Consider the following 26,954-nt stretch of genomic DNA (forward strand, 5'->3'; position numbering starts at 1 on the left):
GCTACTCGGGAGAAGTGCCGCGAGTCCGGCGAATCTCGGCGGCCCGTTCGGCCGTGGCGCGGCGCTGCGCCTCCCGCCGCACCGGCCGCCGGATCATGTCGTAGGCCTGCCGCTTGGCGACCTGCTTGAAGAGCCGGTTGACCCGCTCGTCCTCGAAGTAGCGGACGAGCAGCGCGTCGTTGGACGTCGCCTGGTCGATCATGATGCGGTCGGCGTCCTTGTCGACCTCCCGCTCGAACACCTCCCGGGAGTTGTTCAGCGCGACCGCGGCGAGCTGCGGGTCCTCGGCGACCGCCACCGCGAACTGGCCCGCGATGATCTTGTCGGCGGTGGACAGCCCGGTGCCGTACTCGTCGTTGATCTGCTCGATCAGCTCGGCCAGTGTCAGCTCGTCGGGATCGGCGGACGGGCCGGGCGCGCCGCCCAGCAGCCCCGGCACCTCCCGTTCGCCCGCGGCCTCCAGCCGCAGTTCGGCCTCGTCCTTCTTCTCGATGCGCAGGTGGCTCGGCTCGACCTCGCCGACGTCCACCGCTGCCTCCTGACCGCGCGGCGGCAGCTTGTTCAGCAGGAACCGCCCGTACTGGTACAGCAGTTCCAGGTCGTCGTCGTTGTAGCCGATCACCTGGGACAGCCAGCCGTAGGAGCGGACGAAGTCGCTCAGCGCACCCCGGAACGCCTCGGCCTTGTCGGGTTCCTCCGCAGTCAGGGCGGTGAACCGGTCGACGGCCGGTTCCAGCCACCGGTACAGCTTCCCGTGCGCCTTGATCAGCTCGCGCTCGTCGGCGGCCTTCGCCCGCTCGGCGCTGAGCGCCTCGAAGAAGCGCCGCATCTCCGACTCGACGAGCAGCCGGTAGGCGTGCACCTCCCGCTCCTTGGCGTACAGGAGGTCGGGGTCGGTCGGCTCGCTGATCGTCGTCTCGTAGAACGGCTGGAACGCCGCCAGGATGTCCTCCGGCCTGTTGGCGAAGTCCATGACGAAGAGGTCTTCCTGCGTCTTGCCCGGGTGGGTGCGGTTCAGCCGCGACAGCGTCTGCACGGCGGCGACGTCCGCGAGCGGCTTCGCGACGTACATGGTGGTGAGGAGCGGCTGGTCGAAGCCGGTCTGGTACTTCTCGGCGGCGACGAGGATGCGGTACTCCTGCTTCGGGACCGTCCCCGCGCGCTTGTCGTCAACGCGCGTGTACCCGAACCGCGCCGGAAGCTCCCGCTCGGGGAACCCGTTCAGCTTGGCCTCGGTGTACTCGGGGCCGTCCTCCTCCAGCCGCAGCGCACCGGAGAACGCCACGAGCGTCCCGCAGTCGGTGAAGCCGCGCTCGTCCACGTACGTCCGGATCGCCTGGTAGAGCTTCAGCGCGTCGGCGCGCAGCGGCGTCACCACCATGGCCTTCGCCCGCCCGCCGATCCGGGGCGCGGTGTGCGACCGGAAGTGGTCGACGATGATCTTCGCGCGGAGCGCCGTGGACGCCTCCGACCAGATCGCCTGCCGGACGAACTGCGCCTTCGCCTTGCGCGGGTCGACCATCCGCTCGGCCTCGTCGGCGGCGGCCTCCGACAGCTTGAAGTACGTCGCGTAGGTGACGTAGTTCTTCAGCACGTCGAGGATGAACCCCTCGTCGATCGCCTGCCGCATCGAGTACACGTGGACGGGCTTGTTCTTGTTCTCGGCGGCGTCGTACCGGCCGAACAGGTCGAGCGTCTTCTTCTTCGGCGTGGCGGTGAACGCGAACACCGACAGGTTGGGCTGCCGGCCGCGCGCCAGCGCCGCCGAGGTGAGCGGGTCGCCGGATTCGTCCACGGTCTTGGAGCCGAGCGCCTTCTTCAGCGCCGCGTTGTCCTCGCCGCCCTGCGACGAGTGCGCCTCGTCGATGACGATCGCGTACTTGCGCTTCGCCAGGTCGCGCACCTTGTCCAGGACGTACGGGAACTTCTGCTGCGTGGTGATCACGATCCGGGCGCGGGCGCCGGTGAGCGCCTCGGCGAGCTGCCGCGAGTCGGTCTCGATCCGCTCCACCACGCCCTGGACCTGCTCGAACTGGTAGATGGTGTCCTGGAGCTGCTTGTCCAGGACGAGCCGGTCGGTCAGCACGATGACCTTGTCGAACACCGGCTCGTTCGCGGCGTCGTGCAGCGTGGACAACCGGTGCGCGAGCCACGCGATCGTGTTGGACTTCCCCGACCCGGCCGAGTGCTCGATCAGGTAGTTCTCCCCCGCGCCCTTCTGCCGGGCGTCCGCGATCAGCGACTTCACCGCATGCCACTGGTGGTAGCGGGGGAAGATCAGCGGCTGCGTGTGCGCCGCGAACGGCTTGTAGGACGGCGCCTTGCCCGCCTTCGCGTCCGCGTCCTCCACGTGCAGGTACTGCTGGAGCAGTTCCAGGAAGTTGTCGCGCTGGAGCACCTGCTCCCACAGGTAGGAGGTCCGGTACCCGGTCTCGCCGGCGGGCGGGTTGCCCGCCGACCCGGAGTGCCCGGGCCCGTCCGATCCCTGGTTGAACGGCAGGAACCGCGTCTTGCCCCCGTTGAGGCGCGTGGTGAGGAAGACGAGATCGGTGTCGACGGCGAAATGGACGAGCGTCCGCCGCGCGAAGAACAGGGCCTTGGGGTCGCGCTCCCGGTACTGGCGGCGCGCATCGGCGACGGTCTGCCCGGTCGCCGCGTTCTTCAACTCGGCGGACGCCACCGGGATCCCGTTGACGAAGAACGCCAGGTCGACCGACTTGCCCGGCTCGTCCGCCGAGTAGTGGAGCTGGCGTGTCACGGTCAGCCGGTTGGCGTTGTAGTCGTCCAGGGCTCCCACGGCCAGCGTGTGGGCGGGCCGGAAGTAGGCGAGCCGGAACCGGATGCCCTTGTCCTTCACACCGACGCGCAGCACGTCCAGCGCACCTCGCGCGTCGATCTCCTTGCCGACCAGCCGTGCGAACGGCCGCGCCGGGTCGTCCCCGTATGCGCCGCGCAGCCGCTCCCACTCCTCCGGCTGCGTCCGCCCGAGGAACACGGCCAGCTCCGCCGTGTCGAGTCCCAGCTCCCGGTCGTAGTTCCCGGGCTCGCCCGGCGCCCATCCGTGCGCGATCAACGCACTCTCGACGGCGTCCTCGAACGTCCTCTCTCCGTACACCTTCACGCCCGCGACTCCCGTTCAGCGACCCTGTACCACCCGATACGGAGCATCCTACGCCGAGCGTGAGCGGTTCACCATGCGTTTCGCCATGTTGACACAGCTAACGCCCTCCGTCCGGACACCGGACGCTGGACGCGCCAGAAGATCCAGCCGTCCTTCCACCCGGAGTTACCGCGCCGCAAGAATCGAATTCACCGCGCGGATGCTTTGGACGCAGCGCCGGGCGCGCGGGCAAAGATCATTAATTCGGAGCCGAGGATCGCGTTAGGTTGAACGCTCCCCCATCCCGCCATCCGAGAAGCTGCCCTGCCGCCGGAAAGCAGCCGCTTCGACACTGACGCAAACAAAGCGGCCACGTCTACCGAGTGAGGTGACAGCACACCGACACAAGGCCAAGGACCCGGGGGATCCTATGACGGAACCGGAGCCCACCACCGGAGAACTCCTCGAATTTCACTTCGAGTGCCTCCAGGGAATGTACTTCTTGGAGCACCGGCGCACCGCCGCCGGAGCCCTCTTGTTCAGCTCGGACATCACGGACCCCTATTACAATTTCTACGCTCCGAATATCGTGACGGACGGCCTGGAGGTTCCGCCGGAGCATCTCGCCGAGTTCACCGATCGCGGTCGCGCACCGGCCGTCTACGCCGCGCCGGAGGTCGGCGGCACGGTACAGGTGCCCGAGGGGGCCGAGGTATGGGCACGGGACGCCTGGCTGATCGGTGACGCGGTCCGGCTTGCGGAGCGCACCGCCGGCCCCGGGAAGTCGGAGCTCTCCCTCGTCGGCATCGACCGCAGGGACGAGTACGTGGCGACATTCGCAACCGCCTACTCGGGCGACGCACCCGACGACCCCTACGGTGAGCTGGACCCGGCGTACGGGCAGAGTCTCCATCGTTCGTTCGAGGTCTCCTCGGGCGCCTATGAGAAGCACTATCTCTTGGCTTCTCAGGGAGGAGTTCCGCTCGGTGTCGCCTGCATGTTCGTCAAGGGCGGACTGGCCGGCGTCTACGGGGTCGGCACCGTCCCCGGGCACCGCCGAGCCGGGATCGGCACGGCCATGATGGCCTTCCTCGCCGAACTGGCCGTCGAGCGCGGGGCGCGCACCATGCTTCTGCAGACGGAGGCCGGCTCGCCCGTTCAACGCTGGTACGAACAGCAGGGGTACCGGCACGTCTTCACCGCGCCCTACCTGGTGGCGACCGGCTGAGTTTCAGTCTCGCCGGGCCTGCGCGGGCCTATCGGCAGAAAGGCCATGTGAGCATGCGGAGCCTGCACCTTCGAGCACTGCATGTCGTAGACGTGGAGGCTTGCGATGTGCTCAAGGACACGAGCATCACGATCACCGACGGGACCGTCTCCGCTGTGGGCGGGGAGGAGCCGCCCGGTGCCGAGGCGATCGACCTCACCGGCTGCTGGGCGACCCCCTCACTGGTGGACATGCACACGCACCTCACGTTCGACCCGCGCGCACATCGCCGTTCCCGTCCCGCGCAAGAGTCGACGAACGGCGTGCAGAACGCGTCCGATGACGATGAACTCATCGGTTTCGCGAGGGCGATGCAGAACCTCAGCGAAGCGCTCAGGAGCGGCATCTGCCTGGTGCGTGACGCCGGAGGACGAGAAGCGCCGCAAGCGCACCGTCGACCAGGACGCAGACGGTATTGCCGCCGAAGTCCTGTACCCAACGGTCGGCTTGTTCCTCTTGGAGCATGTCAACCGCGGGTACGCACAGACTGTCCTGAGCGTCTACAACCGCTGGCTGGCAGACGCGATCTCGGGGAAACAAGACCGCTACATCGGCTGTGGCGCCTCAAGTGCGCCGTCAAGTGAGAGCGCAGTCTCGACCATCATCGCGTGCAGGGAGATGGGCCTGTCCGGTGTGGTGCTCCCACTGCATCCGGGAGAGGGCGTGTACTCCGCCGCCACTTATGATCGCCTGTGGTCGGCCGCCGTGGACTCGGGGACTCCGCTGACATTCCACGCGCTTCCGTCGAGCAATCCCGCAGCCACCGGCGCGGCGCACGGCATCGGCCTCAGCGCTCCGTGGGACGCGCAAAACCTGCTTACCGACCTCGTCTTCGGCAGAGTGCTGGAGCGGCATCCGGATCTGCGCGTGGTCTTCGCGGAGTTCGACGCGGGATGGGTGCCCTACCTGCTCCAGCGCCTGGACCACTACTTCTTGCGCCACCGCCGGTGGCTCGCGATGGACACCGGCGTGCGGCGGCTTCCGTCCGAGTACGTCGCGGAATCGGTGTACTTCACCCTCCAGGACGACGATCTCGCCGTGACGCACGCCGCCGCCGGATTGAACCTGCTCTGGGGCAGCGATTTCCCGCACGCCGAATCGACATGGCCGCACTCACACGGGGTCGTCGAACGGCTCGGCCGGAACCTCTCCGAGGACGACGCTCGTTCGATCTTCGGCGGCTCCGTACTCGACCTGTACGGAGTGCGAGCGTGAACCCACCCTCGGCATCCACGTCAACTCGGTAGGCACTCTCGGGCCTCACGCCCGGTCGCGGGCGTGAGGCCCTCACGGCTGTCGCAGGGTGTCGTCTACCCGTCGCGCCGGCCCGCGCGGATGTCCCGCACCAGCGCCCCGAAGGCGGCCCGGTCGAAGGTCAGCATCGGCCCGTCCGGGTCCTTGGAATCCCGAACCGCCACGACGGAGACCCCGTCCCCACCGCCTCCGACGGAGCTGTCGCGCTCAGAGCACTGGGCGAACTCTCGCGCCAGTGGACGGACGACGGGGTAGGACGTACGTGCTGATGCGACCTCCCCGTGCTCGCTAGCGGTCGTACCGCCCGGCGCGGACGTCGTCCGCGAACGTGCTGAACGCCGCACGCCCGAACGCCAACTTCGGCCCGTCCGGGTCCTTCGAGTCCCGAACGGCAACTCCGCTCATGACCTCGGCCACCTCTACGCAGTCTCCTCCCGAGGAGTCACTGCGCGAGCTCTTACGCCAGAGTGCGGATGACAGATGCAATGTGCTCACGTGCTCTCCATGATCGTGCGGATCAGGTCTTCAGAGTCCTCCGCCGACAGTGCGGCAGACCTGATCTTATTGAAGAGCACGGTGAGTCTGCGCACCCTTACCTGGTCCGTGATCATTTGCCCGTTCCCGCCAGCCCCGTCCACGTAAACCACGTCAGCGCCCTCGTTGAACGAGAGCAACTGGAACCCACCACCTTGAAATACACGGGCCTTGGCGGGGATGACCTGGATCGAGAAGTTCGGCTCCGCAAACATATCGAGGAGTCGCTTGCACTGCCCTTCTCGTATGTCTCGATGAAGATCCCTGAGGACGGCCTCACGGATAAGCAGGAACAACAGGGGAGGATCCGCCTTCGCGAGGAGCGCCTGGCGCTCCATACGGACTGCGAGAAGTTGCTCCACCTTGTCCGCTCGCTGTTCGGCTTCAAAAACCATGCGAGCATGCTCCTCGGTCTGGAGCAATCCGGGGACGAGCAGTGGCGCGAAGATGCTGAACTGCGAAGCCTCGGGCTCCGCCTCGGCCAGCGGTCGAAAGCCGCTCGGTATCAACCCACGCTTCCGGGCCTCCATGTGCTTCTCCCACATGCGACGGAAGACGCCACCCAACTGGTAGTACGTGTCGAGGTCGTCGGCAAGGCCCTCGGACGGGGGCTTCTCGAAGGTCTCGACCTTGGCGATCCACTGGGGAGTGCAGCCCAGTGCCGCCCCAAGCTTGTTCCGTGAGAGACCGGACGCTTCGCGCCGGGCGCGCAACTCATGGACGAACATCTCCTGGTAGGCGGAAGGGTTGCTGTCGCGCGTGGGTGCCATCGGGTGTCTCCCGGGTGTCGGCCCGTCTGCTCGGGGGTGTCGCCTCACTGGCTCGGGTGCTCGCTGGGGGGTGAGCGGTTCGTAGCTCACAGTAACTCTTCCCTGCTTGGCTTTCTTTTGAAACGCCGAACCACATTGCAGGGAACCCGACCCGTGAATGATCAACAGCGCGAACGACTCCAGGAGAAATATCCCGCGTGGCACATCCGCCGGCCTCCGACGATGGAGTGCCTCGTGGCCACCCGCCTAGGCCGTCCCCTTACACAGCGGGAGATCTACTACGGCCTATGCGCAACCCTCGTTGAGGACACATATCAGCTGCTCAGCGATGCCCTAGCCGCCCAGCGGAAGATCGAGGACACCTTGTGATCTCCGCCCTGGCGATCGCAGGCGCCTCGCTCCTCGCGGTCTTGGCTGTCTGGATGCTGATCCTCTTCATCAGCACGGCGATCGCCGACCACGGCTACGTAGGCAAACACCGCTATGCCGACAAACCTTCACCACCTCGGCATCGCACGCCACCACGCACCTACCCCGCTCGACCCGCACAAGTCCGCCGATAAAGCTCGGAAGCCGCAAATGAACAAAGCGGGCAGATGGGAGTCAACTCACCGACTCCCCAGAACCACGTTCACCTGCGGCGTGTTGTTCTTATCAGCAGACGCATAAGAACAACACGCCGCAGGTGAACGGAACCGGCGGGCTGCGGACGGTCCGGCGGCTCCCCTCGACCGGCGGCGTGTTGCCCTATGGCTGGGGCGCGAAGGGGCAACACGCCGCCCCCAGGTAGCTGCCGACCGTGCAGCGCCGTTGATCTCCCGGAGCGGTTGCCGTCCCGGTGCCTGCGCTCCCCCAACCCCGCGCAGGCCACCGACCGTCCCCCAGACCGGCAACCGCTCCAGGGCACTCGGCTCTGGACGATCGGCCTATTGAAGGCACAGGCCGTACGGTCGCCGCACCCACCGCATGACGACCGCCCGCCGCCGCTGCTCCCGCGGTTTCGGAACTCTCACGAGGGACGTCCGCTATGGCGCGATGGTGGCGGCGTATGCGGCATCAACTTCGGCCGTGAATTCTTCCTCGGGACCGTCGCTGTCGGTGATGGAGACGTGGGCCGAGCGAGTACGCGACCAGAAGGCCCGCATATCCGGGCTCGTCATGAGAAAACGAAGAGCGCCTCGAAGCTCGGGCAAGTCGATCGTGTGGGTTTCGTAGGCAACCTTCTGCAGGTTGAGAATCAGATTGCAGTAGTGATCCTTGCGCGTGGTCTCGTGCCCGGGTGCGGGCGCCGGCCACACGGAACGAAGCTCGGGATCATCGATCGCCATCTTGATGAGATCGGTGTGCAGCTCGCGCATCGCCAACTCGCTGCTCCGCTGTTGCTCCTCACGGGCGATCGTCAGCTCTTCTCGCTGATTCCTCAGCTCTCGTCCCTGCATGAGGAGAGCAGCGGAAATACCGATGAACGCGACGCCAGAGAAGAAGATTCCGATCGGACTTACGGCTTGGCCTATGTCCGACCACCTGGCCAGTTCGTCCTTGTCGAGCTGCAAGAGCAGAAAGATCGGAACCAGAATGCAGGCGAACACCAAGACAAGCCCCGCCGCAACAAACAACCCCACCCGGACGAACCCACCGTACTTGTTCATTGGCGCACCATGCTCGACTTCCGCCCCTGGACGGCTAACTGCCGGACACGTCCGACATCAAATCGGCCTCCGCCATCGGAGTTCCCTGGAAACGCAGGTCTTCGACGATTCGCGCGAGGGCGTCCAGCGTTTCCGGAACACGCGTGAACCAGCCGCCAGTTTGAAACCCGATGGGCCCGTCTCCGTAGTCGTGAATGAGAGCAGCCTTCGTGTCAAAAAGCAGGAAGTCGAAGTACTCTTCCACGGGAGACGCCGGCGAGATGAACTCGACGCTCTCTCCGAGACGACCACGGATCTCGTAGTTGATCATTTCGTAGCGAAGATAGTCGGTGAGTGGCGGTGTCACCAACCGGACGCGGGTGAACTCCAGGCCGCGCGCCTTCACCTCGTCGCGGAGTGGCTGATCGCCCTTCGCCTCTTCCGCGAGGAAACGCCTGGCCGCCTCGACGTCTCCCTCCTGGAATGCCTCCTGCGACCGCACACCTTCGGCTTCCTTGTACGACTGCCAGCACTCGACCTTGATGAAGCGCCGCTCGATCTGTGACCACGCTTCACCAAACCGAACCTGAAATTCTTCGAGCGAGACACGTTCGCTGCCGGCGAGGGACCATGCAGGCGGCCGATGCATCATATGTCCGGAATATCCTTCTTTGCGGCAGTGAGGGTAGCGCGCGTGATTTGAACAATACGTTCGTTCGGCGCACAACGCGCGTCTTGGAGAGGGTTCGATCCGAGCTGATCCGTAATGTCGACGCCGATAACAGCAAAGGAGCCGTCGTCAAGAGTCAGGATATCCGGAGAACCGGTCGTGGAGGTGGTGTCGCCACGTTCCGTAGGAGTCTTACCAAGTCGGCCAGTCGCCCTCATGATCATCCTCCGAGATGCGGTCACTGGAACGCCTTCAAGTTGCCGGGTCATCCCAGTCTGCGATGACTAACTCATTGAAGCAACGCGCATTCCAGCAACGCGCACGCCAGCAACACCCACGCCGATCAGCGACGCAGACCCGACCGAAACCCACCGAGTTGCGCACTACCAGCACTTACACACAATGGACGTTTGCCCATGGGCTTCGGCCTGTCGCCGCTCCAAGCACCAACCACGTGAGACGCATCCCAACGTCGTCACGTCCATCTTCGGGCCGAGACCACCTATCTCACGACACGCGCCGCGCGGTCGTCACGTCCAACTCCCCTGTAACAGCCGCCGTAACAACCGCCCGCCGCCGCTCCTCCAACAACTCCACCTGCCTTCGTAGCGTCTGCGTCACGCCCTCCGCTGCTGTCCGCATTTGCTCGCAGGTAGCGATGATTTGCTTCTGCCTTGGCAAGGCCATCAAGGGAAACGGCATCGCCGCAATTTTTGAACTGCTAGTTGTTGCGATCCCCACCTGGCTAGATGTCGCCCGAAAGTAGGCTCTCCCATGAAGTGAGGCCAGGGTTAGTGCCAGAAACTCAGGCATGAGGCGTCGACGATCCGCGCGAAGCGCAAAGATGTGGTTCTGGTGAACCATTCCTTTGATTTCACCACGCCACACTGCCCCGCGCCCAAGGTTGTCTGGATTTCCATTAGCTTCCGTGATTACAACATCGCCCTTGATAAGAGTCGCGCGCCTGGCCATTGAGGGCGAGACTTCAATCTCCTTGACCTCGGCAAGGTCAATCTGGCCATCCTGAACGTTAGCTACCCGAAGATATGGTCGCCGAACCGAATCGGCAGCAATATCCCTAGAACCGTCTACTGTGATCCCGGATTGAATTTTTATGAAGTGGCCAAGTCTTGCTGTGCGCAACGTGCCAGGCAACCAGGGGTAGCTGGGGCTCCGTACTGCGCTTGGATCACCGATGCCCGGGGTTACAGCCTCAGAGAGGAAGGCCACATACCGCTCAGCAAATAGGTCAAGCTGCTCACGGCGCAGAGCGACAAGCTGATCGATGCGGGCGGTCTCGGCGTCGAGGAAGTCCGCGATCCGCCGCTGCTCCTCCACCGGCGGCAGGTCAATCGATATTTCAGCTAGGTCTTCCCAATAGAGACGCCATTGAGAGGGCCGTATCCCCTTCGACCTCTTGCCGTATTCGGCGATCATCATTGACGAGCGAAGCAGGTGATGCAGGTAGCGGCCATGGACTGCCGACGATAGGGCGCAGACTAGGTAGTCCGGACTTACAATCCCATGGTAGTCCGATATCCCTAGCGAACCTTGCCATGCCTTCATCTTATTTATAACCAGATCTCCTGCTCGCACCTCTTGATAGCGAGATAGGTCGAGCGGAGTCTTGTTGAAGTTGTCGTCTCGCGATTCTTTGGGAACGATTCCGTGATCCCGGTAGACCGACAACACCCTCGCGTCGTTAAGGCCAGTCACCTCTCGTGGCCGCAAGAGATAACGAAGCCTCATGCTAGAACTCACGCGGTCACCTGGCCGAGGAGGGTTTGGATCTGGGCTTCGATGGCTTTGAGGTCGGCGTCGATCTCTTCGAGGGGGCGGGGTGGGGTGTAGGTATAGAAATACCGCGTGAAGGGGATCTCGTAGCCGATTTTGGCGCGGATCGTTTCCTTGGTCTTGGGGTCCTTGGTCTCGGCGATCCAGGCGTCGGGGACGTGCGGGAGGACCTCGCGGGCGAAGTACTCGTCAATATCTTCGGTGAGGGGGACGTTCTCGAAGTCGCGGAGGTCGGGGTCGTGGACGACCTTGCCCTTGGCCTTCTGGACCTCTCCGTCTGGGTCGGTGACAGAGAACGCCGCCATGACGGCCTTCTCGACCTTGTCCGGCGGGACGGTGACCGAGTTCTCGATGTAGGCCGCGAAGAGCTTCTCGCGGAACTTCGTCCGGTCGGTCTCGGACGTGCCGATGAGGGTCTTGAGACCGGTCAGCAGCTCGTCCCGCAGGTCGGGGTCATAGCCCTGGACGGCCTTCGCCTCGGCGACGGCGGCGAGGGTCTCCTCGCTGACCTCGAAGCGCTGGCGAAGCGGCCGGTCGATGGTGATGCGCTGGTAACCGAACTCTTCGTTGCGGAACACCTTGACCTTGGCGTGGTCGGGGTGGTCCGGGTCGGCGGCGATGGAGAACGCGTCCCGGTAGATGGTGCAGATGTGGGCGCGCTGGGCCTTGCTGATCTCCTTGCGCTTCTCGCCGAGGGACTTGCGGATCTTCGTCCACTGGTCGCGGGCGTCCAGGAGGATGACCTTGCCTCGGTTCTCCGGCCCCTTGTTGTTCGTGACGATCCAAAAGTACGTGGAGATGCCGGTGTTGTAGAAGAGCTGGTCGGGCAGGGCGACGATCGCCTCAAGGTGGTCGTTCTCGATGATCCAGCGGCGGATCTCCGACTCACCGGACCCCGCGCCGCCGGTGAAGAGCGGCGAGCCGTTGAACACGATGGCGATGCGGGAGCCCTTGAGGTCGTCGTCCCCCACGTCGGCCGTCGTGGGCCGCATCTTGTGCATCATGTGCTGGAGGAACAGGAACGAGCCGTCGTTGATGCGCGGCAGGCCGGCGCCGAAGCGTCCGGCATGGCCGAGGTCGTTGTGCTCGTCCTTGACGGCCTTCTCGACCTTCTTCCATTCCACGCCGAACGGCGGGTTGGCGAGCATGTACCGGAACGGGTACGCGGTGTGCTGGTCGTCGCTGAACGAGTTGCCGAACTTGATCGCCGCGCTCTTGTCGTCGTACCCCTTCATCAGCATGTCGGAGCGGCAGATCGCGTAGGACTCGGCGTTGATCTCCTGCCCCGCCAGGTTGATGCGGATCTCCGGGTTCATCTTCCGGATGTGCTCTTCCGCGGTGGCGAGCATCCCGCCCGTCCCGCAGGCGGGGTCGAGAATGTCGATGACCTTCCTGGTGCCGGTCAGCGCGTCGTTGTCGGGGGCCAGCAGCAGCTCGACCATCAGCTCGATGACCTCGCGGGGCGTGAAGTGCTCACCGGCCGTCTCGTTCGACAGCTCCGAGAACTTCCTGATCAGTTCCTCGAACAGGTAGCCCATGTCGTGGTTGCTGACCTTCGACAGGCTCAGGTCGAGCTTCGGGTCGGCGAACTTCTGCACGACCTGGTAGAGCAGCCCGGCCGCGTCCAACCGCTCGATCTGGGTGTGGAACGCGTACCGGTCGAGGATCTCGGCGATCTCGACCGAGAAGCCGTTGACATAGTCGGTGAGGTTCTTCCGCACGTTCGCCGGGTCGGCCCCGATCGTCCGGAAGCTCTGCCGGGACGTGTTGTAGATCGGCAGCCCGGCCGCCGCCTTCAGCAGCGCCGGCGGGGTGTCGCCCGGATACGCCTCATCCCGATCCCACACGACCTGGCGGGTCGGCTCCATCACGCAGTCGAAGCGGCGCAGCACCGTGAACGGGAGGATGACCTTGCCGTACTCCGACTGCTTGTAGTCGCCTCGGAGCAGATCCGCCACCGACCAGATGAAGGCGGACAGGTTCTGGTCAACGCTCACTCGTCATCCTCTTCCTCGCGTGCGGGGGGCGGTTCCAGTGTCCCGCTCGTCAGGCCGTCGTGGGCCAGTTGTGCGGCACGGCGTCCCATCTTGGCCGCCTCTTCGAGGCGCTGTACGAAGGTTTCCAGTTCTCTGAACGCCGCCCCGTACGTCCGCTGCCGGTCCGGGTCCATTTGCGGGACGCGGGCTCCCCTCGGATCCGCGCGGTGGGTGCCGGAGCCGGACGTGTTCCGGCGCGTGTTGACGGCGCTCTTCAAGAACCCGAGCAGGAAGTCGGTATCGAGCTGGTCGGTGGTCGAACTGGCGCGCCCGTCCTCGACCCGGACGAGGCCGCCGCGGATCAGCTCGGACACGTTCACGGTGGCCGCGATGTCCTCCGCACCCTCCGGCAGGCGGGGCAACGCCCCCCTCAGGCCGTCGAGCAGTTCGTCGAAACGGGCGCGTGCCCGGTCGTAGGCGGCGGCGCCAGGCTGACCTGCGGCGACGTGGCGGCCGGGGGTGAGGTCGGCGTCCTCGTCCAGCAGGGAGATGACGGGCACGTCGGCGACGCGGTCGGCGTCGGGAGCAATGGACCCCCCGAGGTCGGCGTCCGTCAGATCGATCATGCGGACGACCGCATCCGGGCCCGGCTGCCGGGTCGGACGCCGCAGCACCCACAGGTGGACGGGCGCGGAGTGCCCCGCGGCGAGGCCGCCCGGTAGCGCGACGAGCGTGTCGAGAAGGCCGCCGCGCACCAACTCGGCACGGATCCGGCGGCCCGACCGGCGGTACGCGGCGGACGCCGGCAGCACCACTAGGGCGCGTCCGCCCGGCGCGGTGTGGAAGTGGCAGTGCTGGAGCCAGGCGAGATCGCCCTCCGCCTTCGGCGGCAGCGCGATCTCCCAGCGCGGGTCGAGCAGCAGCTCGTCGCGCCCCCAGTCGGCCTGGCCGGACGGCGGGTCGCACACGACCAGATCGGCCTTGAGCCGGGGGAACCGGTCGTCGCGGAGCGAGTCACCGCGGGCGGTCTCGATCGTGCCGGGCCGCTCCTCCAGGGCCGCTCGCAGCCGGACGAACTCGGGCAGGTCGCCCGCCGTGTCCTGCCCGACGCGGGTCTTCACCTTGGCGCCGCCGACGGACAGCAGCAGGTCGCCGATGCCGCAGGCCGGGTCGTACACGACACCTTTAACGTCCCCGGCGAAATGGCGGATGACGCGGACGAGCGCCGGTGTCGACACATGCTCACCGCCGCTGTGGGTCGCTGACGCGACGAACCGCTTCGCCAGGTCGCCGACGAGATCCCCCGGCGTCCGCTCCCGTGCCAGTTCGGCGACCAGTTCGGCGGTGGGGGCCGACAGCGGCCGCTCGGCGGGTTCGCCGCTCAGCTCGGCCGCGACGGCGGCGAGCGCGCCGGCCATGTCCGCGCCCCGCTCGGCACGGAGCGCATGCCACAGCCTGACCTCGTCCGCCACCGCCTGGCCCTTGCCCTGCCGCTCCAGCCAGCGGCGGACGTGAGACAGCGGGAACAGCGGCGCCGACGCCGTGCCGCCCGCGGGCTCGGGGAAGTCCGCGTGGCGGCGCCGCCAGTTCGACACGGCCGCGCGGGTCACCCCGGCCATCCGGGCGATCTCCGCCGGCGGAACCAGCGGCTCTTCATCAGGCATAACGGCAACGTACACGGGCGTGAGCACCTGATCAATATTCAAACGCGTTGACAACGCTAACAATCTACCCGACTCTGTTTACGGAGCCAGTGAGGCGCGGACTCCGCGAGGCCCGCGCATGTCCTTTTTCATCCGACCCCGGCCGCTCGTGCCGGGACGTCTTCCTCCGGAGGTCCGCCATGACCGTCCCCACTCGCGAAGTGACCATCTACCGCCGCTCCGAATCCGGAGACGACCTGGCGACGTTCTTCGAACGGCTCGCGGAGGACTTCATGGAGAAGACGATCCGCAACGACATCGTCGACCTCGACCTGCCCGGGGCGTCCGGCGTGATGATCATCTGGCGGTACGGGCCGGAGCCTGCCACCTGGTTCGATGCCGCGACCCGGCTGGCCGGGCCGCTCCCCGCTGACTATGAGACACAGGACTGCGGGGCACTGCTCTGGGTCGAAGTGGACGGCGTCACCTACGTGATCGGTTTCGGCAGCGGCTTCCGCGCCGTCCCCGACGACTTCAAGGACCACGGTTTCGGGCTCGGCTTCACCATCCGTGCGGTGGACGCCGACATCCGCGGCATCGTCCGGCGGTCCATGACCGGGCTCGGGCGGCAGGACGCCACGCGGGTCCCGGGCGGCATCCCGATCGGGCACGTGGGGCTCAGCGAGTACGCCGAACTCGTGCGCAGCCTGGCCGGACGGGTCGATCCGGCAGATCTCGGCCTCGACGGGGACAAGCCCGTGCGCGTGGAGGGTGCGGCCGGACTGCGGATGGCCATCCCGCTCGCTCCCGACCTGCTCGTGGCGCTGCTCCGCCGGATCTCGGAGATCTGCGCGCGGGACGTCCGGGACGAGTTCGCCTTCATCGAGGCCATCGTGCCCGTCCGAGACAAGGCCCGGAGCAAGGAGCTCGACGAGCAGCTCAACGCCTACCTCCGCAACGACCTGGACGCCGACGACACGGTCACGCAGCTCGCACCCGCCGTCCCGCTGGAAGTCACCGAGGCGGCCGGCGAGGCGCAGAGCCTCGTCATCAAGGTCGGCCGCCGCGAACTCCTCCGCCGGACGAGCGAGCCCGATCTGGAGATGCTCCTCACCCAGTGGCGCGGCGGGCGCGAGATTCCGCCGATCGAGGCGCTTCGGCGAGGCGAGGTGCGACTCTGCGAGGACGAGCACGGGCAGCACGCCATCGCGAAGGCGTCGGCGGACCGGTGGCTGGCGGTGTCGACACGCCTCGACACGCGCGACTACTTCCTCATCGAAGGGAGCTGGTACGAGGGCGGAGTCCGCTATCACGACTCCATCCAGCGGCAGATCGCCGGGCTCTTCGCGGACACCCCCGGCGTGCCCCTCCCGAAATGGCCGGAGGGCGATGAGGAGAACTACAACAAGCACGTCGAGAAACTGCTCGGCCCGGAACGCGTTCTCAAGCTGGACAGGGTCATGGTGCCCAGCCCGTACCACGGCAAGAAGGGCTTCGAGGCGTGCGACCTGCTCGGCCCGGACAACGAACTCATCCACGTCAAGGCCGGCCAGGGCACTGGCCCGTTCAGCCACCTGTTCAACCAGGCGCTCATTTCCACCGAGGCGCTCTGCCTCCTGCCTGACGCCCGGGAGGAGTTCGCCGGGCTCGTCCGCAGGACCAGTAACCAAGCACGGACCCTGCCGAAGGGCTGGCGTCCGGAGAAGGTGGTATTCGGGATGATGGTCAAGCGCAAGACCCCGCTGACCGCCGACACGCTCTTCCCGCACGCGCAGATCGCCCTCGCCCGCATGTCGAGCATCCTGAAGGCGAACTACGGCGTAGAGGTTGAGGTGATCCCGATCGCGCGCGAAGCCGACTGACATCGCCGCGTTCCCGTGCCTGGCGTGTGCCTGCGCGCGGCGGTGACATCCCTGAACCGGCCGCGGATGGCCACTGGCGCGCGTTTGCCGGGGGGCGGGGGCGTCGTAGGGTGGGGAAAGGCGGAAAGGGCAGGTGATCGATGCCGGAAGATCAGCATGATCCCACTGCCCACGACACCTATTCGACCATGTCGGGCAGCGCCGGAGATGTCGTACAGGCTCGCGATATCGACGGCGGAGTGCATTTCCATTACGGTCGCGGAACGCCGCGTTCCGCGCCGTGGCAGCTGCCCAGGGGCGTCCGGGTCTTCGTCAACCGGCGGGACGATCTCCGGCGGCTGGACGCCCTCATCACCGGGCCGCAGGCCGACGCGGCGGACGGCCTCGTCGCCTACGTGATCGCGGGAACAGCCGGGGTGGGCAAGACATCGCTGGTGCTGCACTGGGCGCATCGGGTCCGCGACGCGTTCCCGGACGGGCAGCTCTACGTGGATCTGCGCGGCTACGATCCGGGGCCGCCGGTGACGCCGGGGCAGGCGCTGGAGCGGTTCCTGATCGCGCTCGGCGTCCCCGCGACGGCCATTCCTCCCGAGGTGGACGACAAGTCCGCCCTATATCGGTCAATTCTCGCCGATCGCCAGATGTTGGTAATTCTTGATAATGCCGGAACAACTGGGCAGGTCAGGCCGCTCATTCCTGGGGCGGGCCGCAGCCTGGCCATCGTGACGAGCCGCAGCCGGCTCTCCGGCCTGCTCATCCGCGACGGCGCGCAGCGCACGATCCTGGAGACCCTGTCCGAAGCGGAGTCGGTCGCGCTGCTGACCGAGACGATGGCGGCCTACCGGCCCGGCGACGATCCCGCGGACATCGCCGAGCTGGCCCGGCTGTGCGCCAACCTCCCGCTGGCGCTGCGCATCGCCGCCGAGCGCGCCGCGGGGCGTCCGGGCATGCCGCTGGGCGAGCTCATCGCCGACCTGCGGGACGAATCGTCCCTGTGGGACGCGCTGTCCACCGGCGACGACGACGAGGCCGAGGCGGTCCGGACGGTCTTCGCCTGGTCCTACCGCGCGCTTCCCGAGCACGCCGCCCGGCTGTTCTGCCTGCTCGGGCTGCATCCCGGCGGCGACTTCAGCGAGGCCGCCGCGGCCGTCCTCGCCGATCCCGGGGAGGAGCGGGTGCGCGCCTGCCTGGACGTCCTCGCCGGCGCCTACCTGCTGGAGCAGCGGTCACCGGGGCGCTACCAGTTCCACGACCTGCTGCGCGCCTACGCGGTGGCGAGGGCCGGGTACGAGGTCTCGCAGCAGGACCAGCTGGCCGCGGTCGAGCGGATGTGCTCGTGGTACCTGCACGGCGCGTACCAGTGCGCGCTCTCGCTCGCCCACGACACGACACTGCTGTTCGAGCTCGAACCGCCTCCCGGCTTCCCCGCGCCGGCCTTCCGAGACCGAGAGCAGGCCGCCCGGTGGTACGCCGAGGAGAAGGCGAACCTCCTGGGCGCGGTGCGCGCCGCCGCCGAGACCGACCGGCGGGAACTCACCTACCGGCTGGCCGTGGTCCTGGAACGGATCTACGCGACCTACAACCACTTCCAGGACTGGCGGGTCACGTCCGAGCTGGGGCTGGAGGCGGCGCGGGCGCTCGGTCACCGGGAGGGCGAGGCCGTGCTCTGCGAGAGCATCGGCCGGCTCTGCCGGATGACGCTCCAACTGGACGAGGCCGCCCGCTACCACCGGGCGGCGATGGAGATCCACCGTGAGCTGGGCGACCGTCTCAGCACGGTCAAGGCACTGAACGGGCTCGGCTGGGTCGAGCTGTTCGCGCACCGGCCGGCGCGGGCGCGTGCGGGCCTGGAGGAGGCGCTGCCGATCATCCAGGACCTCGGTGACCCCTACTGGACGGCGACCGTCCGCTACAGCCTCGGCTACGCCCTGATCCAGCTGGAGCTGCTCGACGAGGCCGAGCCCGTCCTCGCCAGGTCGCTGGGGGCGTACCGGGACATGGGCGACCACCGCCTCTACGAGTCGATGGTGCTCACCGCGTTCAGCCTGCTGGCGCGCAGGCGCGGGCAGAGCGCGCGGGCACTCGCCACGGCGGAGGACGCGGTGGCCATCGCACGCGACATGGACAACTCGCTGTGGGAGGGCACGGCGCTGCTGTACCTGGGCAAGGCTCAGTTGGCGGAAGGACGCCCCGAAGACGCGCTCGTCACCACCCAGCGCGCCGCCGTGATGTTCCGCAAGGAGGGCGACCCGAGCCGCGAGGCGATGGCGCTGGACGGCACGGGCCGCGCGTACCGCGCACTCGGCAGGCTCCCGGAGGCGGCGGACTTCCATCGCCGTGCCGCAACGGTGCACGGCAGGCTCGGTGACCGCTGGAAGCGCGCGAAGAGCCTGGTACGGCTCGCCGACGCGCTGGCGGCGGGCGGGGAGCGCGGCGAGGCCGCACCATACCTGGCCGAGGCCCAGGCGATCTTCGCCGACTACGACGACGCGCGGTCGGTGGCGCTGCGCGCGGAGGCCGCCGCGGCCGCCGCCGGGCCGGACCCGGGCAGCGAGTCGTCGCGCAGCAGCGAGTAGAGCACCTGGTCATGCCGGCGCCCCTCCCGCCACTGCGCGGCGCGCAGCAGGCCCTCCCTGCTGAAACCGGCGCGCGCGAGCATCCGCTGCGAGGCGGTGTTGCCGGCGTCGGCGATGGCCTGGACGCGCCAGGCCGTCGTGTGGTCGAACAGGTACCCGGTGAGCTGGTTCAGCGCCTGCGTGCCGACACCGCGCCGCCGCTGTGCCGTGAGGACGTGCAGGGCCACCTCCCAGCACCACGACGTCTCGGGCGGCCCCCAGGAGCGGCGGAACCAGAAGGCGCTTCCGGCGACCCGGCCGCCGGCGGTCACGGTCAGCCTGCCGCCCTCCGGGCCCAGCGCCCCCATCTCCGCGAGGCCCCGGCCGGGCGGACCGAACCCGAACCACTGGTGCTCTCCGGAGCCGTCCCGGGTGGCGTAGGCGCGTTCGAAGACCGGGAGGTCGGCTTCTTCGAGCGGGCGCAGACTGACGGTCACCACTGGAACTCACCGAGCAGCTCGCGGGTCTCCGCGTCTCCGTCCCGCGCGAGTTCCTCGGTGAGCGGGCGTTCGGCGCGCACGCCGCGGCCGGTGTCGGCCCTCTGCCAGGACGGGACGAAACCGAGCAGCAGCAGCCGGCGGTAACCGGCGGCCGCCTCGGACGGGACGGTCCGGTGCCACAGGCCCGCGTGGATGAGGACCGCGTCGCCCGGTTCGAAGAACAGCTCGACCTGCCCGTCCCGGTCGCTCCGGTCACCGAGCGGGATGCGCACCGCGCCGTCGCGATGCGATCCGGGCAGCAGGCACAGGGCGCCCTCCCGCTCGGTGACCGGATCGAGGTAGATCAGGCAGTGGATCTGGTGCGGGTGGCTGAAGAGGGGCGGCAGGGGGTCGGGGATGACCGGCAGATGGGCGTGCCAGGGCACCGCGACACCGGGGCGGCCCGCGTGGTTCAGCCGGGCCTCCAGGTCGATCCACACCTGCGGGCCGAGCAGCGTCCGCGCGATCGACAGCGCCGGCTCCAGGCGCAGGAGCGGGTGGAACAGCGGGTCCTTGTCGAGCAGCGACCGGATGTAGGCGCTGTCACCGGGAAGCTCTTCGGCCTCGGGCCGTCCCTCCTCGGCTTCGGCCAGGCGCAGCACGGCGTCCGCGAGGACCCCGGCCGCCGCCTCGTCCAGCAGGCGCCTGCGCACGAGGTAGCCCGACCGGACGAGCGCGTCGAGGTCCTCGGGCGTCGCCGTGGTGGTGACCGTGCGGCGGGGGTATCCGGCCGCCTGGTCGCTGATGACGAACTCGGTGCTCAGGTGCGTCCGGCCCCCGGCGCGCATGCCTCCTCCTCCGCCTGTGGGGTGCCGAGGACCATCGGCGGGCGCCGCGGCACCGTCAGCTCGTTACCGCGGATCTTGGCCAGGAGGTCGGCGAGTGGGAACGAACGGTCGTGGAACTCCCGCCAGGCGGCCCTGGCCTCCGCCAGACGCGCCGGATCCTCGTTCTGGTTGACGTACAGCAGCCGGCCCTCGTCGTCATAGCTCAGGTCGACGACGGTCTCGTCGTCGAAGAGCCACGTGTCGGTGTGGACGACGTCCGGGACGTCCTCGCGGAAGATGAACCGGATGTCCTCCCCGGCCGCGCCGTTGATCGCGTAGTACCAGTCGATCTCGAACTGGAGGTACGGCGTGAGCACGTGGTCGATGATGTGCACGCGCCCCATGTACTTGCCCGCGGCGGCGCACTCGCGGATGTTCCGCGCCCATTCCTCGTTCCGGTCCGGCGGGAGCGGCGCCCCCGACAGGTAGAGCTCGAAGTGCTCGCGCTCCTCCGGAACGGTGTAGACGGCGAGCGTTTCGATCCGGGTCGCCGACGACCTGAACTCCGCGAAAAGCCGACCGAACTGATCCATGTTGAGAATAATGAGAATTCTCCCATTTTCGGGCCGGCCCGCCACTGGCCGCCGGCCTCGCGGTCATTCGGCGGCGAGCGCCCGCTCCAGGATGTAGCGCGGGATCTCCACGGCGGCCTCGCCGGGCGGCAGCGAGAGATCCACCCTGTCGGGGTCGACGACGAAGCCCTGTACGACGATCGTCTTGTTCTCCGTCTCGTACACCGCGGGACACGGACCGTTGCCGCAGCCCGAACCACCGATCAGTTTGAGTGTCATGACGCGGACCTCGCCTCGCCGATATGCATCTGTACGGTCTATATATATCGATCAAGTGAGAGCGTCAAGCGGCTTCTCACGGAAAGCATCCACCGCAAGGACCGCATGGCGGATTCTATCGGTCCATAACCAGTCTAGTTACTTCTCATCCGGCACACGGATGGAATTCCAGCACTCATCCAGTGATCATCCTATGGCCTTGACCGGATACGGACGCCTTCCCCGCGCCATGGGGGCGGGGCGGGGATCGGGCTCGCGGGACGGAGCCAGGCCACGGCGAGCAGTACGCGTCGTCCGGGGCCGTATGCTGCCCGCGGCCCCGGGTTCCGGCGGGTTCCTGGGCGGGATCGCGGCCGCCGTTTCGCGGGCAGGATACGGGCTTTAATGGAATTAGTCCTATTTGCCGGTCGATGATTCTTACCGCTTAGTTCGTTCGTCGTGCCGGATATTGCCCGGAACGCCGAGGGCACTGTTGGCTTGCGGATGCCCGCTCTCCATCCCGATCCGACGGGGGAATTCCATGGCAAGATTGCCATTCCGGACGTCCGTGGTTCTGGCGGCCCTGTGCGCCGCGGTGCCGATGGCCGCGGCGGTTCCCGCCCATGCCCAGCAGCCGGGCCTCCTGCCCGGCACCTGCCAGAAGGTGCACGAGCGCATTCCGATCGCGCCGGACGGCAATTACCTGCTCGCCGGCGGCGGCCGGCTCTTCACGGTGTACTGCGCCGGGATGAAGAGCACGCCCCGCGAATACATCACCCTCGTGAAGACCGGCCAGTCCGCCAACTTCTCGCAGTACACGGCCGGCGGCGCGTCTCCCGGCACGAACGTCCGGACCGCGTTCACCCGGCTGCGCATCGACCCCGCCGCATTCACCGTGGACATCGGCGACCTGACCTACGCCTCGTCCACCGGCTCGCTGAGCCACGCCGGATCGGACACCGTGACGAGCATGCCCTACGCCGTCGCCATGGCGTGCACCAGCGCCCCGGACGGGCTGGCCAACATCGACCTCCAGGGGACGGCCGTCCGCGTGGACAACCCCTTCGCCCTCGGCGGCGCCGGTCCCAGCGGGACGGCCACCGTGAGCCCGTCCGGCCAGGTCGCCGACCTCACCGGCGGCGGCTTCTGCGGCTGGAACATGCCGACCCCGGTGCAGTACAACCCGTACAACCCGTCCCCGGGCATGGCCAACCTCAAGCTGGCCTGCGCGAAGCCGAGCGTCGCGGGCGCCGGCCTCTGCGTCGACCTCAGCACCGCGGCCAGAGGCACACCGCAGATCGAGCGCCACGGCGACCGGCGCGAGGTACGCCTGCGCCCCGGCGCCCGCCCGATCGCGGTCCTGGACGCCTACGGACGAATCACATCCGCCAACTGATCCGTGCACCCGGCGACCGCCTTGCGGGCACACGTCCGCAAGACGGTCGCCCCAGCGGAATTCGGCCCGGCGGGATCGGCGTTGAACCTGAGATGACCACGGCAGAAGAACGTCTGATCACGGCTCGCGCCGGCACGCTGGAGCTCATCGCATCGCTGAACGGCGACTGGGACGGCGTCGTCGAGGCGTCGTCGCAGGCCAACGTGGACGACGAGCACGACCCGGAAGGCGCGACCATCGCCTTCGAACGCGCCCGGATCGAGGCGTCCCTGCAGCGGGCCCGCGCGCAACTGGCCGACATCGACGACGCACTCGGCCGGCTCCGCGACGGCACCTACGGCACGTGCGAGCACTGCGGCGGCCCCATCGCGGCGGAACGCCTGGCCGCGCGCCCGGCAGCCCGCACCTGCATCACCTGCGCCTCACGCTGACTTTCGGACGAGGCCCGGCGGCGCCCCGCCCGGGCGGTCGCGGCCCGGACGGGACGGGATGCCGCGTCAGAGGCGCTGTTTGAGGAGTTCCTTGCCCTGCTCGGCGCCCTTGCGGCTCTCCCCCTGCGCCCGGCGGAAGAAGTCGGCGAGTTCGACGTCCCCGTCGCGCTCGGCGTCCTCGATGAAGGTGTCGAGCCGGAGCGCGTTGCTCAGGCACTGCTCGACGAACCAGGTGATGTCGTAGTCCTTGTCCTTGGTCCCCGTGACGTGACCGGTCTCCTGGACAGGCATGTTTCCTCCCCGATTGTGGTCGTCCTCCGGCGCGTACCCCATATGTCCGGAGCCACACGACCGGCCGCCATCTCCTGGACGACCTGCGGGAACGCGGCGCGGCGGCGGCCCGCTCGGCCTCCGGGCGCGCGGTCGGTTGACCGGTGGGCGACGGCATTTCTATTCTGATGGGTCGTCCGGACGGCTAAAGGAGGTAAACGGTGACCCTGCCCGCGGAGGAGACGTTCAGCTTTCAGGCCGAGGCGGCCCAGATCCTCGATCTCATGGCCAATTCCCTGTACAGCGACAAGGAGATATTCCTGCGCGAGCTGATCTCCAATTCGTCCGACGCGATCGACCGGTTCCGGATCGAGCGCTTCACCGCCCCGGAGGCGACCGGGAAGGAGACGGACGACGAGCCGCGGATCCGGGTCGGCTTCGACCGGGACGCCCGCACGATCACCATCGCCGACAACGGCATCGGCATGAGCCGCGACGAGGTGATCGGCAACATCGGCACGATCGCCCGGTCCGGCACCGCCGAGTTCCTCCGCGCGATGAGCGGCGACAAGCGCGGCGACACCGCGCTGATCGGGCAGTTCGGCGTCGGCTTCTACTCGGCGTTCATCGTCGCCGACCGGGTGACGCTGACGACCCGGCGCGCGGGGCTGCCGCCGGACGAGGGCGTGCGCTGGTCGTCCGGGGGCAGGGGCGAGTACACCGTGGAGTCCGTCGAGCGCGCCGAGCGCGGCACGACGATCGTCCTGCACCTGCGCGACGGCGAGGACGACCTGCTGAACGAGCACCGGCTCCGGACGATCATCAAGCGGTACTCCGACCACATCGGGCGGCCCATCCTGCTGGGCGACGACGACACCCCGGTGAACCGGGCGACGGCACTGTGGGCGCGTCCCAAGAGCGAACTGAAGGAGCAGGACTACACCGACTTCTACCGGCAGCTCACCAACGATTTCGCCGAGCCGCTCGCGCACGTCCACGCCAAGGTGGAGGGACGGTACGAGTACACGCTGCTGCTGTTCGTCCCGTCGCAGGCGCCGTACGACCTGTGGCTTCCGCAGTCGCTCCAGGGCGTGCGGCTCCACGTGCAGCGCGTCTTCATCCTGGAGGACACCGACCGGCTGATGCCCCGGTACCTGCGGTTCGTGCGCGGCGTCATCGACTCCGCCGACCTGCCGCTGAACGTGTCGCGCGAGATCCTGCAGGGCGGCCAGGCCATGGACCACATCCGGTCCAGCGCCGTGAAGCGGGTGCTCAAGCTGCTCAAGGACATGGCGGACGGCGAGCCCGAGAAGTACGCGACCTTCTGGAAGGAGTTCGGCGCCACCCTGAAGGAGGGCGTCCCCGACGACCCCGCGCACCGGGACGACATCGCGCGGCTCCTGCGGTTCACCTCCACCGAGCGGACCGGGATCTCGCTGGCGGACTACGTGTCCCGCATGAAGGAGGGGCAGGACAAGATCTACTACCTGCTCGCGCCGGGCCTCTCGGACGCCGCGTCCAGCCCGCACCTGGAGGCGTTCCGCGAGAAGGGCATCGAGGTGCTGCTGCTGGACGACCCCGTCGACACCTTCGTCGTCACCGCCCTGCCGCGCTTCGAGGACAGGCCGCTGCAGTCGGTCGCCCAGGGCGCACCCGACTTCGGCGGCATGGCGGACGCGGCGGACGAGGAGGCCGCCGAGCAGGCCGGCGCCGACTACGCCGCCCTCGTCGGCCGGCTCAAGGAGCACCTGGACGGCAGGGCGTTCGACGTGCGCGTGAGCAGCCGCCTCACCACCTCGCCCGCCTGCATCGTCGGGGACGGCGCGGAGACCGAGTTCGCCCTCGCGCAGCGGCTGCGCGGCTCCGGGCTGCCGGGCCGGCCGGTCCTGGAGATCAACCCGCGCCATCCGCTGGTCGAGCGGCTGAACGGCGGGCAGGACGACCCGCGCCTGGCCGACTGGGCGCACGTCCTGTTCGACCAGGCCGTCCTCACCAGCGGGGCCCGCATCGAGGAGCCCGGCGCGTTCGTCTCCCGCCTCAACGACCTCCTCGTCTCCCTCACGTCCCGAGCACCGGAGGCGCCCGGCCGTTGACCGCACCTTGCGCACGGCGCCGAGCCGTACGACCTTGTCCTCAGATGCGTTCACGCCGCCGACCCGGCGCCCACCGGGTTTCCGCGAGGTGAGCGCCGGGACCTTCGGCCCTCAGATCAGGGGCGGAGGTCACCCCGCCGTCCGTGGGCGGCGGGGCCAGACTTGGCCGGGCGGGGCACCTGGAGGGAAGCCATGGCGGATGTCCGGACGGCGCTGGCGGAGGTCGTCGGCGAGGAGCATGTGCTGGCAGGTGACGCGGTGCCGCCGGAGTACGGGCGGGACGAGTCGCTCGGCGTGACCGGCGTGCGGCCCGATCTGGTGGTGCGGCCCGCGGACGCCGGGCAGGTCGCGGCCGTGCTGCAGGTGGCCGGTGAGCACGGGCTGCCGGTGACGGCGCGCGGATCGGGGACGGGGCTGTCCGGAGCGGCGGTGCCGCGTCCGGGCGGGCTCGTGGTGTCGTTCGAGCGGATGAACCAGATCCTGGAGATCGACACGGACGGCCAGGTCGCGGTCGTGCAGCCCGGCGTCACGCTCGCGGAACTTGACGAAGCGACCGCCGCGCACGGCCTCGTCTACCCGATCTTCCCTGGCGAGGGCAGCGCCAGCATCGGCGGGACGGTCGCGACCAACGCGGGCGGCATGCACGCGGTGAAGGAGGGCGTGACCCGCCACCACGTGCTCGGGCTGGAGGCGGTGCTCCCCACCGGCGAGGTGATCCGAACGGGCGGCCGGTATGTGAAGACGTCCACCGGATACGACCTGACGCAGCTCATCGTGGGGTCGGAGGGCACGCTCGCCCTGGTGACCGAGGTGACGCTGCGGCTGCGCGCCCGGCTGCCGCACCGGGCCGGGGTGCTGGCGCCGTTCCCCGACACGGAGGCGGTCACGGCGGCCGTGCCGCGGCTGACGGGCGGCGGGCTCGACCCGCTCGTGCTGGAGTACGTGGACCTCCTCGCGATGTCGGCGATCATGCAGAACGCCGGACTGGACCTCGGCGTGCCGCAGGAGATCCAGGACGCCGCCGGCGCCTACCTGCTGGTGGTGCTGGAGAACCGTTCGGCGGACCGGCTGGACGAGGACGTCCAGACGCTCGGCGAGCAGCTGGCCGGGCTGGGCGCCGCCGACGTGTACGTCCTCACCGGCGACCCGCTCCGCAAGCTGATCACGGCGCGGGAGGGGGCGTTCTGGGCCGCGCGGAACGCCGGGGCGAACGCGATCGTGGACGCCGTCGTGCCCCGCGCCGCGCTGGCCCGGTTCTTCGCCGCCGTCCCCGCCATCGCCGACCGGCACGGCGCGCTGATCGGCGGCTGCGGCCACGCCGGCGACGGCAACGTGCACCTGTCGGTGTTCCAGCCCGACGAGGACGCCCTGGCGAAGGTCATGGACGAGCTGCTCGCCGCCGCGGCGGAGCTGGGTGGGACGATCAGCGGAGAGCACGGTATCGGACGAGAGAAGATCCGCCATTTCCTCGCCCTGGAGGACCCGGCGAAGGTGGCGCTGATGCGGCGGATCAAGACATCCTTCGACCCGGACGGGATACTCAACCCGGGCGTCCTGTTCGGCTGAGATCGGAGT

At 68.1% G+C, this 26,954-nt stretch carries 22 protein-coding genes; 8 read left to right on the forward strand and 14 right to left on the reverse strand.

Going from position 1 to position 26,954, the window contains the following annotated elements; genetic code table 11:
• Window position 1: 1 nt before the first annotated feature.
• Window positions 2-3,121: a type I restriction endonuclease subunit R gene (locus E1284_RS01430; protein WP_131936163.1), complete on the reverse strand. Its 3,120-nt coding sequence runs from the start codon at window positions 3,119-3,121 to the stop codon at window positions 2-4.
• Between the two features lie 481 nt (window positions 3,122-3,602).
• On the opposite strand from E1284_RS01430, the gene E1284_RS01435 reads away from it, so the two are divergent.
• Together E1284_RS01435 and E1284_RS01440 are read left to right on the forward strand one after the other, a co-directional pair.
• Window positions 3,603-4,328 carry a GNAT family N-acetyltransferase gene (locus E1284_RS01435; protein ID WP_165965083.1) on the forward strand — a complete coding sequence of 242 codons (726 nt, stop codon included), beginning with the start codon at window positions 3,603-3,605 and terminating at the stop codon, window positions 4,326-4,328.
• Between the two features lie 396 nt (window positions 4,329-4,724).
• Window positions 4,725-5,582: an amidohydrolase family protein gene (locus E1284_RS01440; RefSeq protein WP_165965084.1), complete on the forward strand. Its 858-nt coding sequence runs from the start codon at window positions 4,725-4,727 to the stop codon at window positions 5,580-5,582.
• Between the two features lie 95 nt (window positions 5,583-5,677).
• Here E1284_RS01440 and E1284_RS43905 read toward each other — a convergent pair whose 3' ends face one another.
• The 8 genes from E1284_RS43905 to E1284_RS01485 form a co-directional block, all read right to left on the reverse strand.
• The gene (locus E1284_RS43905; protein ID WP_207923491.1) at window positions 5,678-5,785 is read right to left on the reverse strand and encodes a DUF397 domain-containing protein; all 108 of its coding nucleotides are present in this window, start codon (window positions 5,783-5,785) and stop codon (window positions 5,678-5,680) included.
• Window positions 5,786-5,909: 124 nt separating this feature from the next.
• Complete coding sequence (locus E1284_RS01450) at window positions 5,910-6,116, reverse strand: DUF397 domain-containing protein (protein WP_341770361.1); 207 nt, start codon at window positions 6,114-6,116, stop codon at window positions 5,910-5,912.
• Window positions 6,113-6,925, reverse strand: coding sequence for a helix-turn-helix domain-containing protein (locus E1284_RS01455; protein WP_131936169.1), 813 nt, complete (start codon window positions 6,923-6,925; stop codon window positions 6,113-6,115). Before E1284_RS01455 ends, E1284_RS01450 begins: the two co-directional genes overlap by 4 nt.
• 1,025 nt (window positions 6,926-7,950) lie before the next feature.
• Window positions 7,951-8,574: a DUF6082 family protein gene (locus E1284_RS01460; RefSeq protein ID WP_131936171.1), complete on the reverse strand. Its 624-nt coding sequence runs from the start codon at window positions 8,572-8,574 to the stop codon at window positions 7,951-7,953.
• A 34-nt stretch (window positions 8,575-8,608) separates the two neighbouring features.
• On the reverse strand, window positions 8,609-9,205 hold the full coding sequence (locus E1284_RS01465) for a DUF6879 family protein (RefSeq protein ID WP_131936173.1): 597 nt from the start codon (window positions 9,203-9,205) through the stop codon (window positions 8,609-8,611).
• A 525-nt stretch (window positions 9,206-9,730) separates the two neighbouring features.
• On the reverse strand, window positions 9,731-10,915 hold the full coding sequence (locus tag E1284_RS01475) for a restriction endonuclease subunit S domain-containing protein (RefSeq protein ID WP_131936177.1): 1,185 nt from the start codon (window positions 10,913-10,915) through the stop codon (window positions 9,731-9,733).
• 65 nt (window positions 10,916-10,980) lie between these two features.
• On the reverse strand, window positions 10,981-13,014 hold the full coding sequence (locus E1284_RS01480; RefSeq protein ID WP_131936179.1) for a type I restriction-modification system subunit M: 2,034 nt from the start codon (window positions 13,012-13,014) through the stop codon (window positions 10,981-10,983).
• Window positions 13,011-14,657, reverse strand: coding sequence for an N-6 DNA methylase (locus tag E1284_RS01485; protein WP_131936181.1), 1,647 nt, complete (start codon window positions 14,655-14,657; stop codon window positions 13,011-13,013). The genes E1284_RS01480 and E1284_RS01485 overlap by 4 nt, the downstream gene beginning before the upstream one ends.
• 179 nt (window positions 14,658-14,836) lie before the next feature.
• Between E1284_RS01485 and E1284_RS01490 the strand changes: the two genes are divergently transcribed.
• Window positions 14,837-16,498, forward strand: coding sequence for a DUF6119 family protein (locus tag E1284_RS01490; protein WP_131936183.1), 1,662 nt, complete (start codon window positions 14,837-14,839; stop codon window positions 16,496-16,498).
• A gap of 239 nt (window positions 16,499-16,737) precedes the next feature.
• Window positions 16,738-19,074 (forward strand): ATP-binding protein, encoded by a 2,337-nt coding sequence (locus E1284_RS01495; protein WP_207923492.1) that lies wholly within the window; start codon window positions 16,738-16,740, stop codon window positions 19,072-19,074.
• On the opposite strand, the gene E1284_RS01500 is transcribed toward E1284_RS01495, so the two are convergent.
• The 4 genes from E1284_RS01500 to E1284_RS01515 form a co-directional block, all read right to left on the reverse strand.
• Entirely contained in the window at window positions 18,978-19,550 is a 573-nt protein-coding gene (locus tag E1284_RS01500) for a GNAT family N-acetyltransferase (RefSeq protein WP_243714187.1), read from the reverse strand. The genes E1284_RS01495 and E1284_RS01500 overlap by 97 nt on opposite strands.
• Complete coding sequence (locus E1284_RS01505; RefSeq protein ID WP_131936189.1) at window positions 19,547-20,380, reverse strand: phytanoyl-CoA dioxygenase family protein; 834 nt, start codon at window positions 20,378-20,380, stop codon at window positions 19,547-19,549. The genes E1284_RS01500 and E1284_RS01505 overlap by 4 nt, the downstream gene beginning before the upstream one ends.
• Window positions 20,353-20,952: a DUF6879 family protein gene (locus E1284_RS01510; RefSeq protein ID WP_131936191.1), complete on the reverse strand. Its 600-nt coding sequence runs from the start codon at window positions 20,950-20,952 to the stop codon at window positions 20,353-20,355. The genes E1284_RS01505 and E1284_RS01510 overlap by 28 nt, the downstream gene beginning before the upstream one ends.
• A 63-nt stretch (window positions 20,953-21,015) precedes the next feature.
• Window positions 21,016-21,210, reverse strand: a complete 195-nt coding sequence (locus E1284_RS01515; RefSeq protein ID WP_131936193.1) for a hypothetical protein — start codon at window positions 21,208-21,210, stop codon at window positions 21,016-21,018.
• A 520-nt stretch (window positions 21,211-21,730) separates the two neighbouring features.
• Between E1284_RS01515 and E1284_RS01520 the strand changes: the two genes are divergently transcribed.
• Together E1284_RS01520 and E1284_RS01525 are read left to right on the forward strand one after the other, a co-directional pair.
• Window positions 21,731-22,585, forward strand: a complete 855-nt coding sequence (locus E1284_RS01520) for a GON domain-containing protein (RefSeq protein WP_207923493.1) — start codon at window positions 21,731-21,733, stop codon at window positions 22,583-22,585.
• A gap of 92 nt (window positions 22,586-22,677) precedes the next feature.
• Window positions 22,678-23,016 (forward strand): TraR/DksA family transcriptional regulator, encoded by a 339-nt coding sequence (locus E1284_RS01525; protein ID WP_131936195.1) that lies wholly within the window; start codon window positions 22,678-22,680, stop codon window positions 23,014-23,016.
• A gap of 66 nt (window positions 23,017-23,082) precedes the next feature.
• Here the strand turns inward: E1284_RS01525 and E1284_RS01530 are convergent, their stop codons facing one another.
• Window positions 23,083-23,307 (reverse strand): hypothetical protein, encoded by a 225-nt coding sequence (locus tag E1284_RS01530; RefSeq protein WP_131936197.1) that lies wholly within the window; start codon window positions 23,305-23,307, stop codon window positions 23,083-23,085.
• A 200-nt stretch (window positions 23,308-23,507) separates the two neighbouring features.
• Here E1284_RS01530 and htpG point away from each other — a divergent pair, with 200 nt between their 5' ends.
• Together htpG and E1284_RS01540 are read left to right on the forward strand one after the other, a co-directional pair.
• On the forward strand, window positions 23,508-25,379 hold the full coding sequence (htpG, locus tag E1284_RS01535; RefSeq protein WP_131936199.1) for a molecular chaperone HtpG: 1,872 nt from the start codon (window positions 23,508-23,510) through the stop codon (window positions 25,377-25,379).
• 192 nt (window positions 25,380-25,571) lie between these two features.
• Window positions 25,572-26,945 carry an FAD-binding oxidoreductase gene (locus E1284_RS01540; protein ID WP_131936201.1) on the forward strand — a complete coding sequence of 458 codons (1,374 nt, stop codon included), beginning with the start codon at window positions 25,572-25,574 and terminating at the stop codon, window positions 26,943-26,945.
• Window positions 26,946-26,954: the final 9 nt, after the last annotated feature.

Origin of the sequence: Actinomadura bangladeshensis, from assembly GCF_004348335.1 — a bacterium.
Lineage (GTDB): Bacteria > Actinomycetota > Actinomycetes > Streptosporangiales > Streptosporangiaceae > Spirillospora > Spirillospora bangladeshensis.

Bases quoted from the DNA above. Each gene is read 5' to 3' on its own strand.
- E1284_RS01525 (WP_131936195.1), top strand. From the start codon at position 22,678: ATGACCACGGCAGAAGAACGTCTGATCACGGCTCGCGCCGGCACGCTG.
- E1284_RS01455 (WP_131936169.1), bottom strand. From the start codon at position 6,925: ATGGCACCCACGCGCGACAGCAACCCTTCCGCCTACCAGGAGATGTTC.
- E1284_RS01465 (WP_131936173.1), bottom strand. From the start codon at position 9,205: ATGATGCATCGGCCGCCTGCATGGTCCCTCGCCGGCAGCGAACGTGTC.
- E1284_RS01520 (WP_207923493.1), top strand. From the start codon at position 21,731: ATGGCAAGATTGCCATTCCGGACGTCCGTGGTTCTGGCGGCCCTGTGC.
- E1284_RS01540 (WP_131936201.1), top strand. From the start codon at position 25,572: ATGGCGGATGTCCGGACGGCGCTGGCGGAGGTCGTCGGCGAGGAGCAT.
- E1284_RS01510 (WP_131936191.1), bottom strand. From the start codon at position 20,952: ATGGATCAGTTCGGTCGGCTTTTCGCGGAGTTCAGGTCGTCGGCGACC.
- E1284_RS01490 (WP_131936183.1), top strand. From the start codon at position 14,837: ATGACCGTCCCCACTCGCGAAGTGACCATCTACCGCCGCTCCGAATCC.
- E1284_RS01530 (WP_131936197.1), bottom strand. From the start codon at position 23,307: ATGCCTGTCCAGGAGACCGGTCACGTCACGGGGACCAAGGACAAGGAC.
- E1284_RS01460 (WP_131936171.1), bottom strand. From the start codon at position 8,574: ATGAACAAGTACGGTGGGTTCGTCCGGGTGGGGTTGTTTGTTGCGGCG.
- E1284_RS01505 (WP_131936189.1), bottom strand. From the start codon at position 20,380: ATGCGCGCCGGGGGCCGGACGCACCTGAGCACCGAGTTCGTCATCAGC.
- E1284_RS01515 (WP_131936193.1), bottom strand. From the start codon at position 21,210: ATGACACTCAAACTGATCGGTGGTTCGGGCTGCGGCAACGGTCCGTGT.
- E1284_RS01485 (WP_131936181.1), bottom strand. From the start codon at position 14,657: ATGCCTGATGAAGAGCCGCTGGTTCCGCCGGCGGAGATCGCCCGGATG.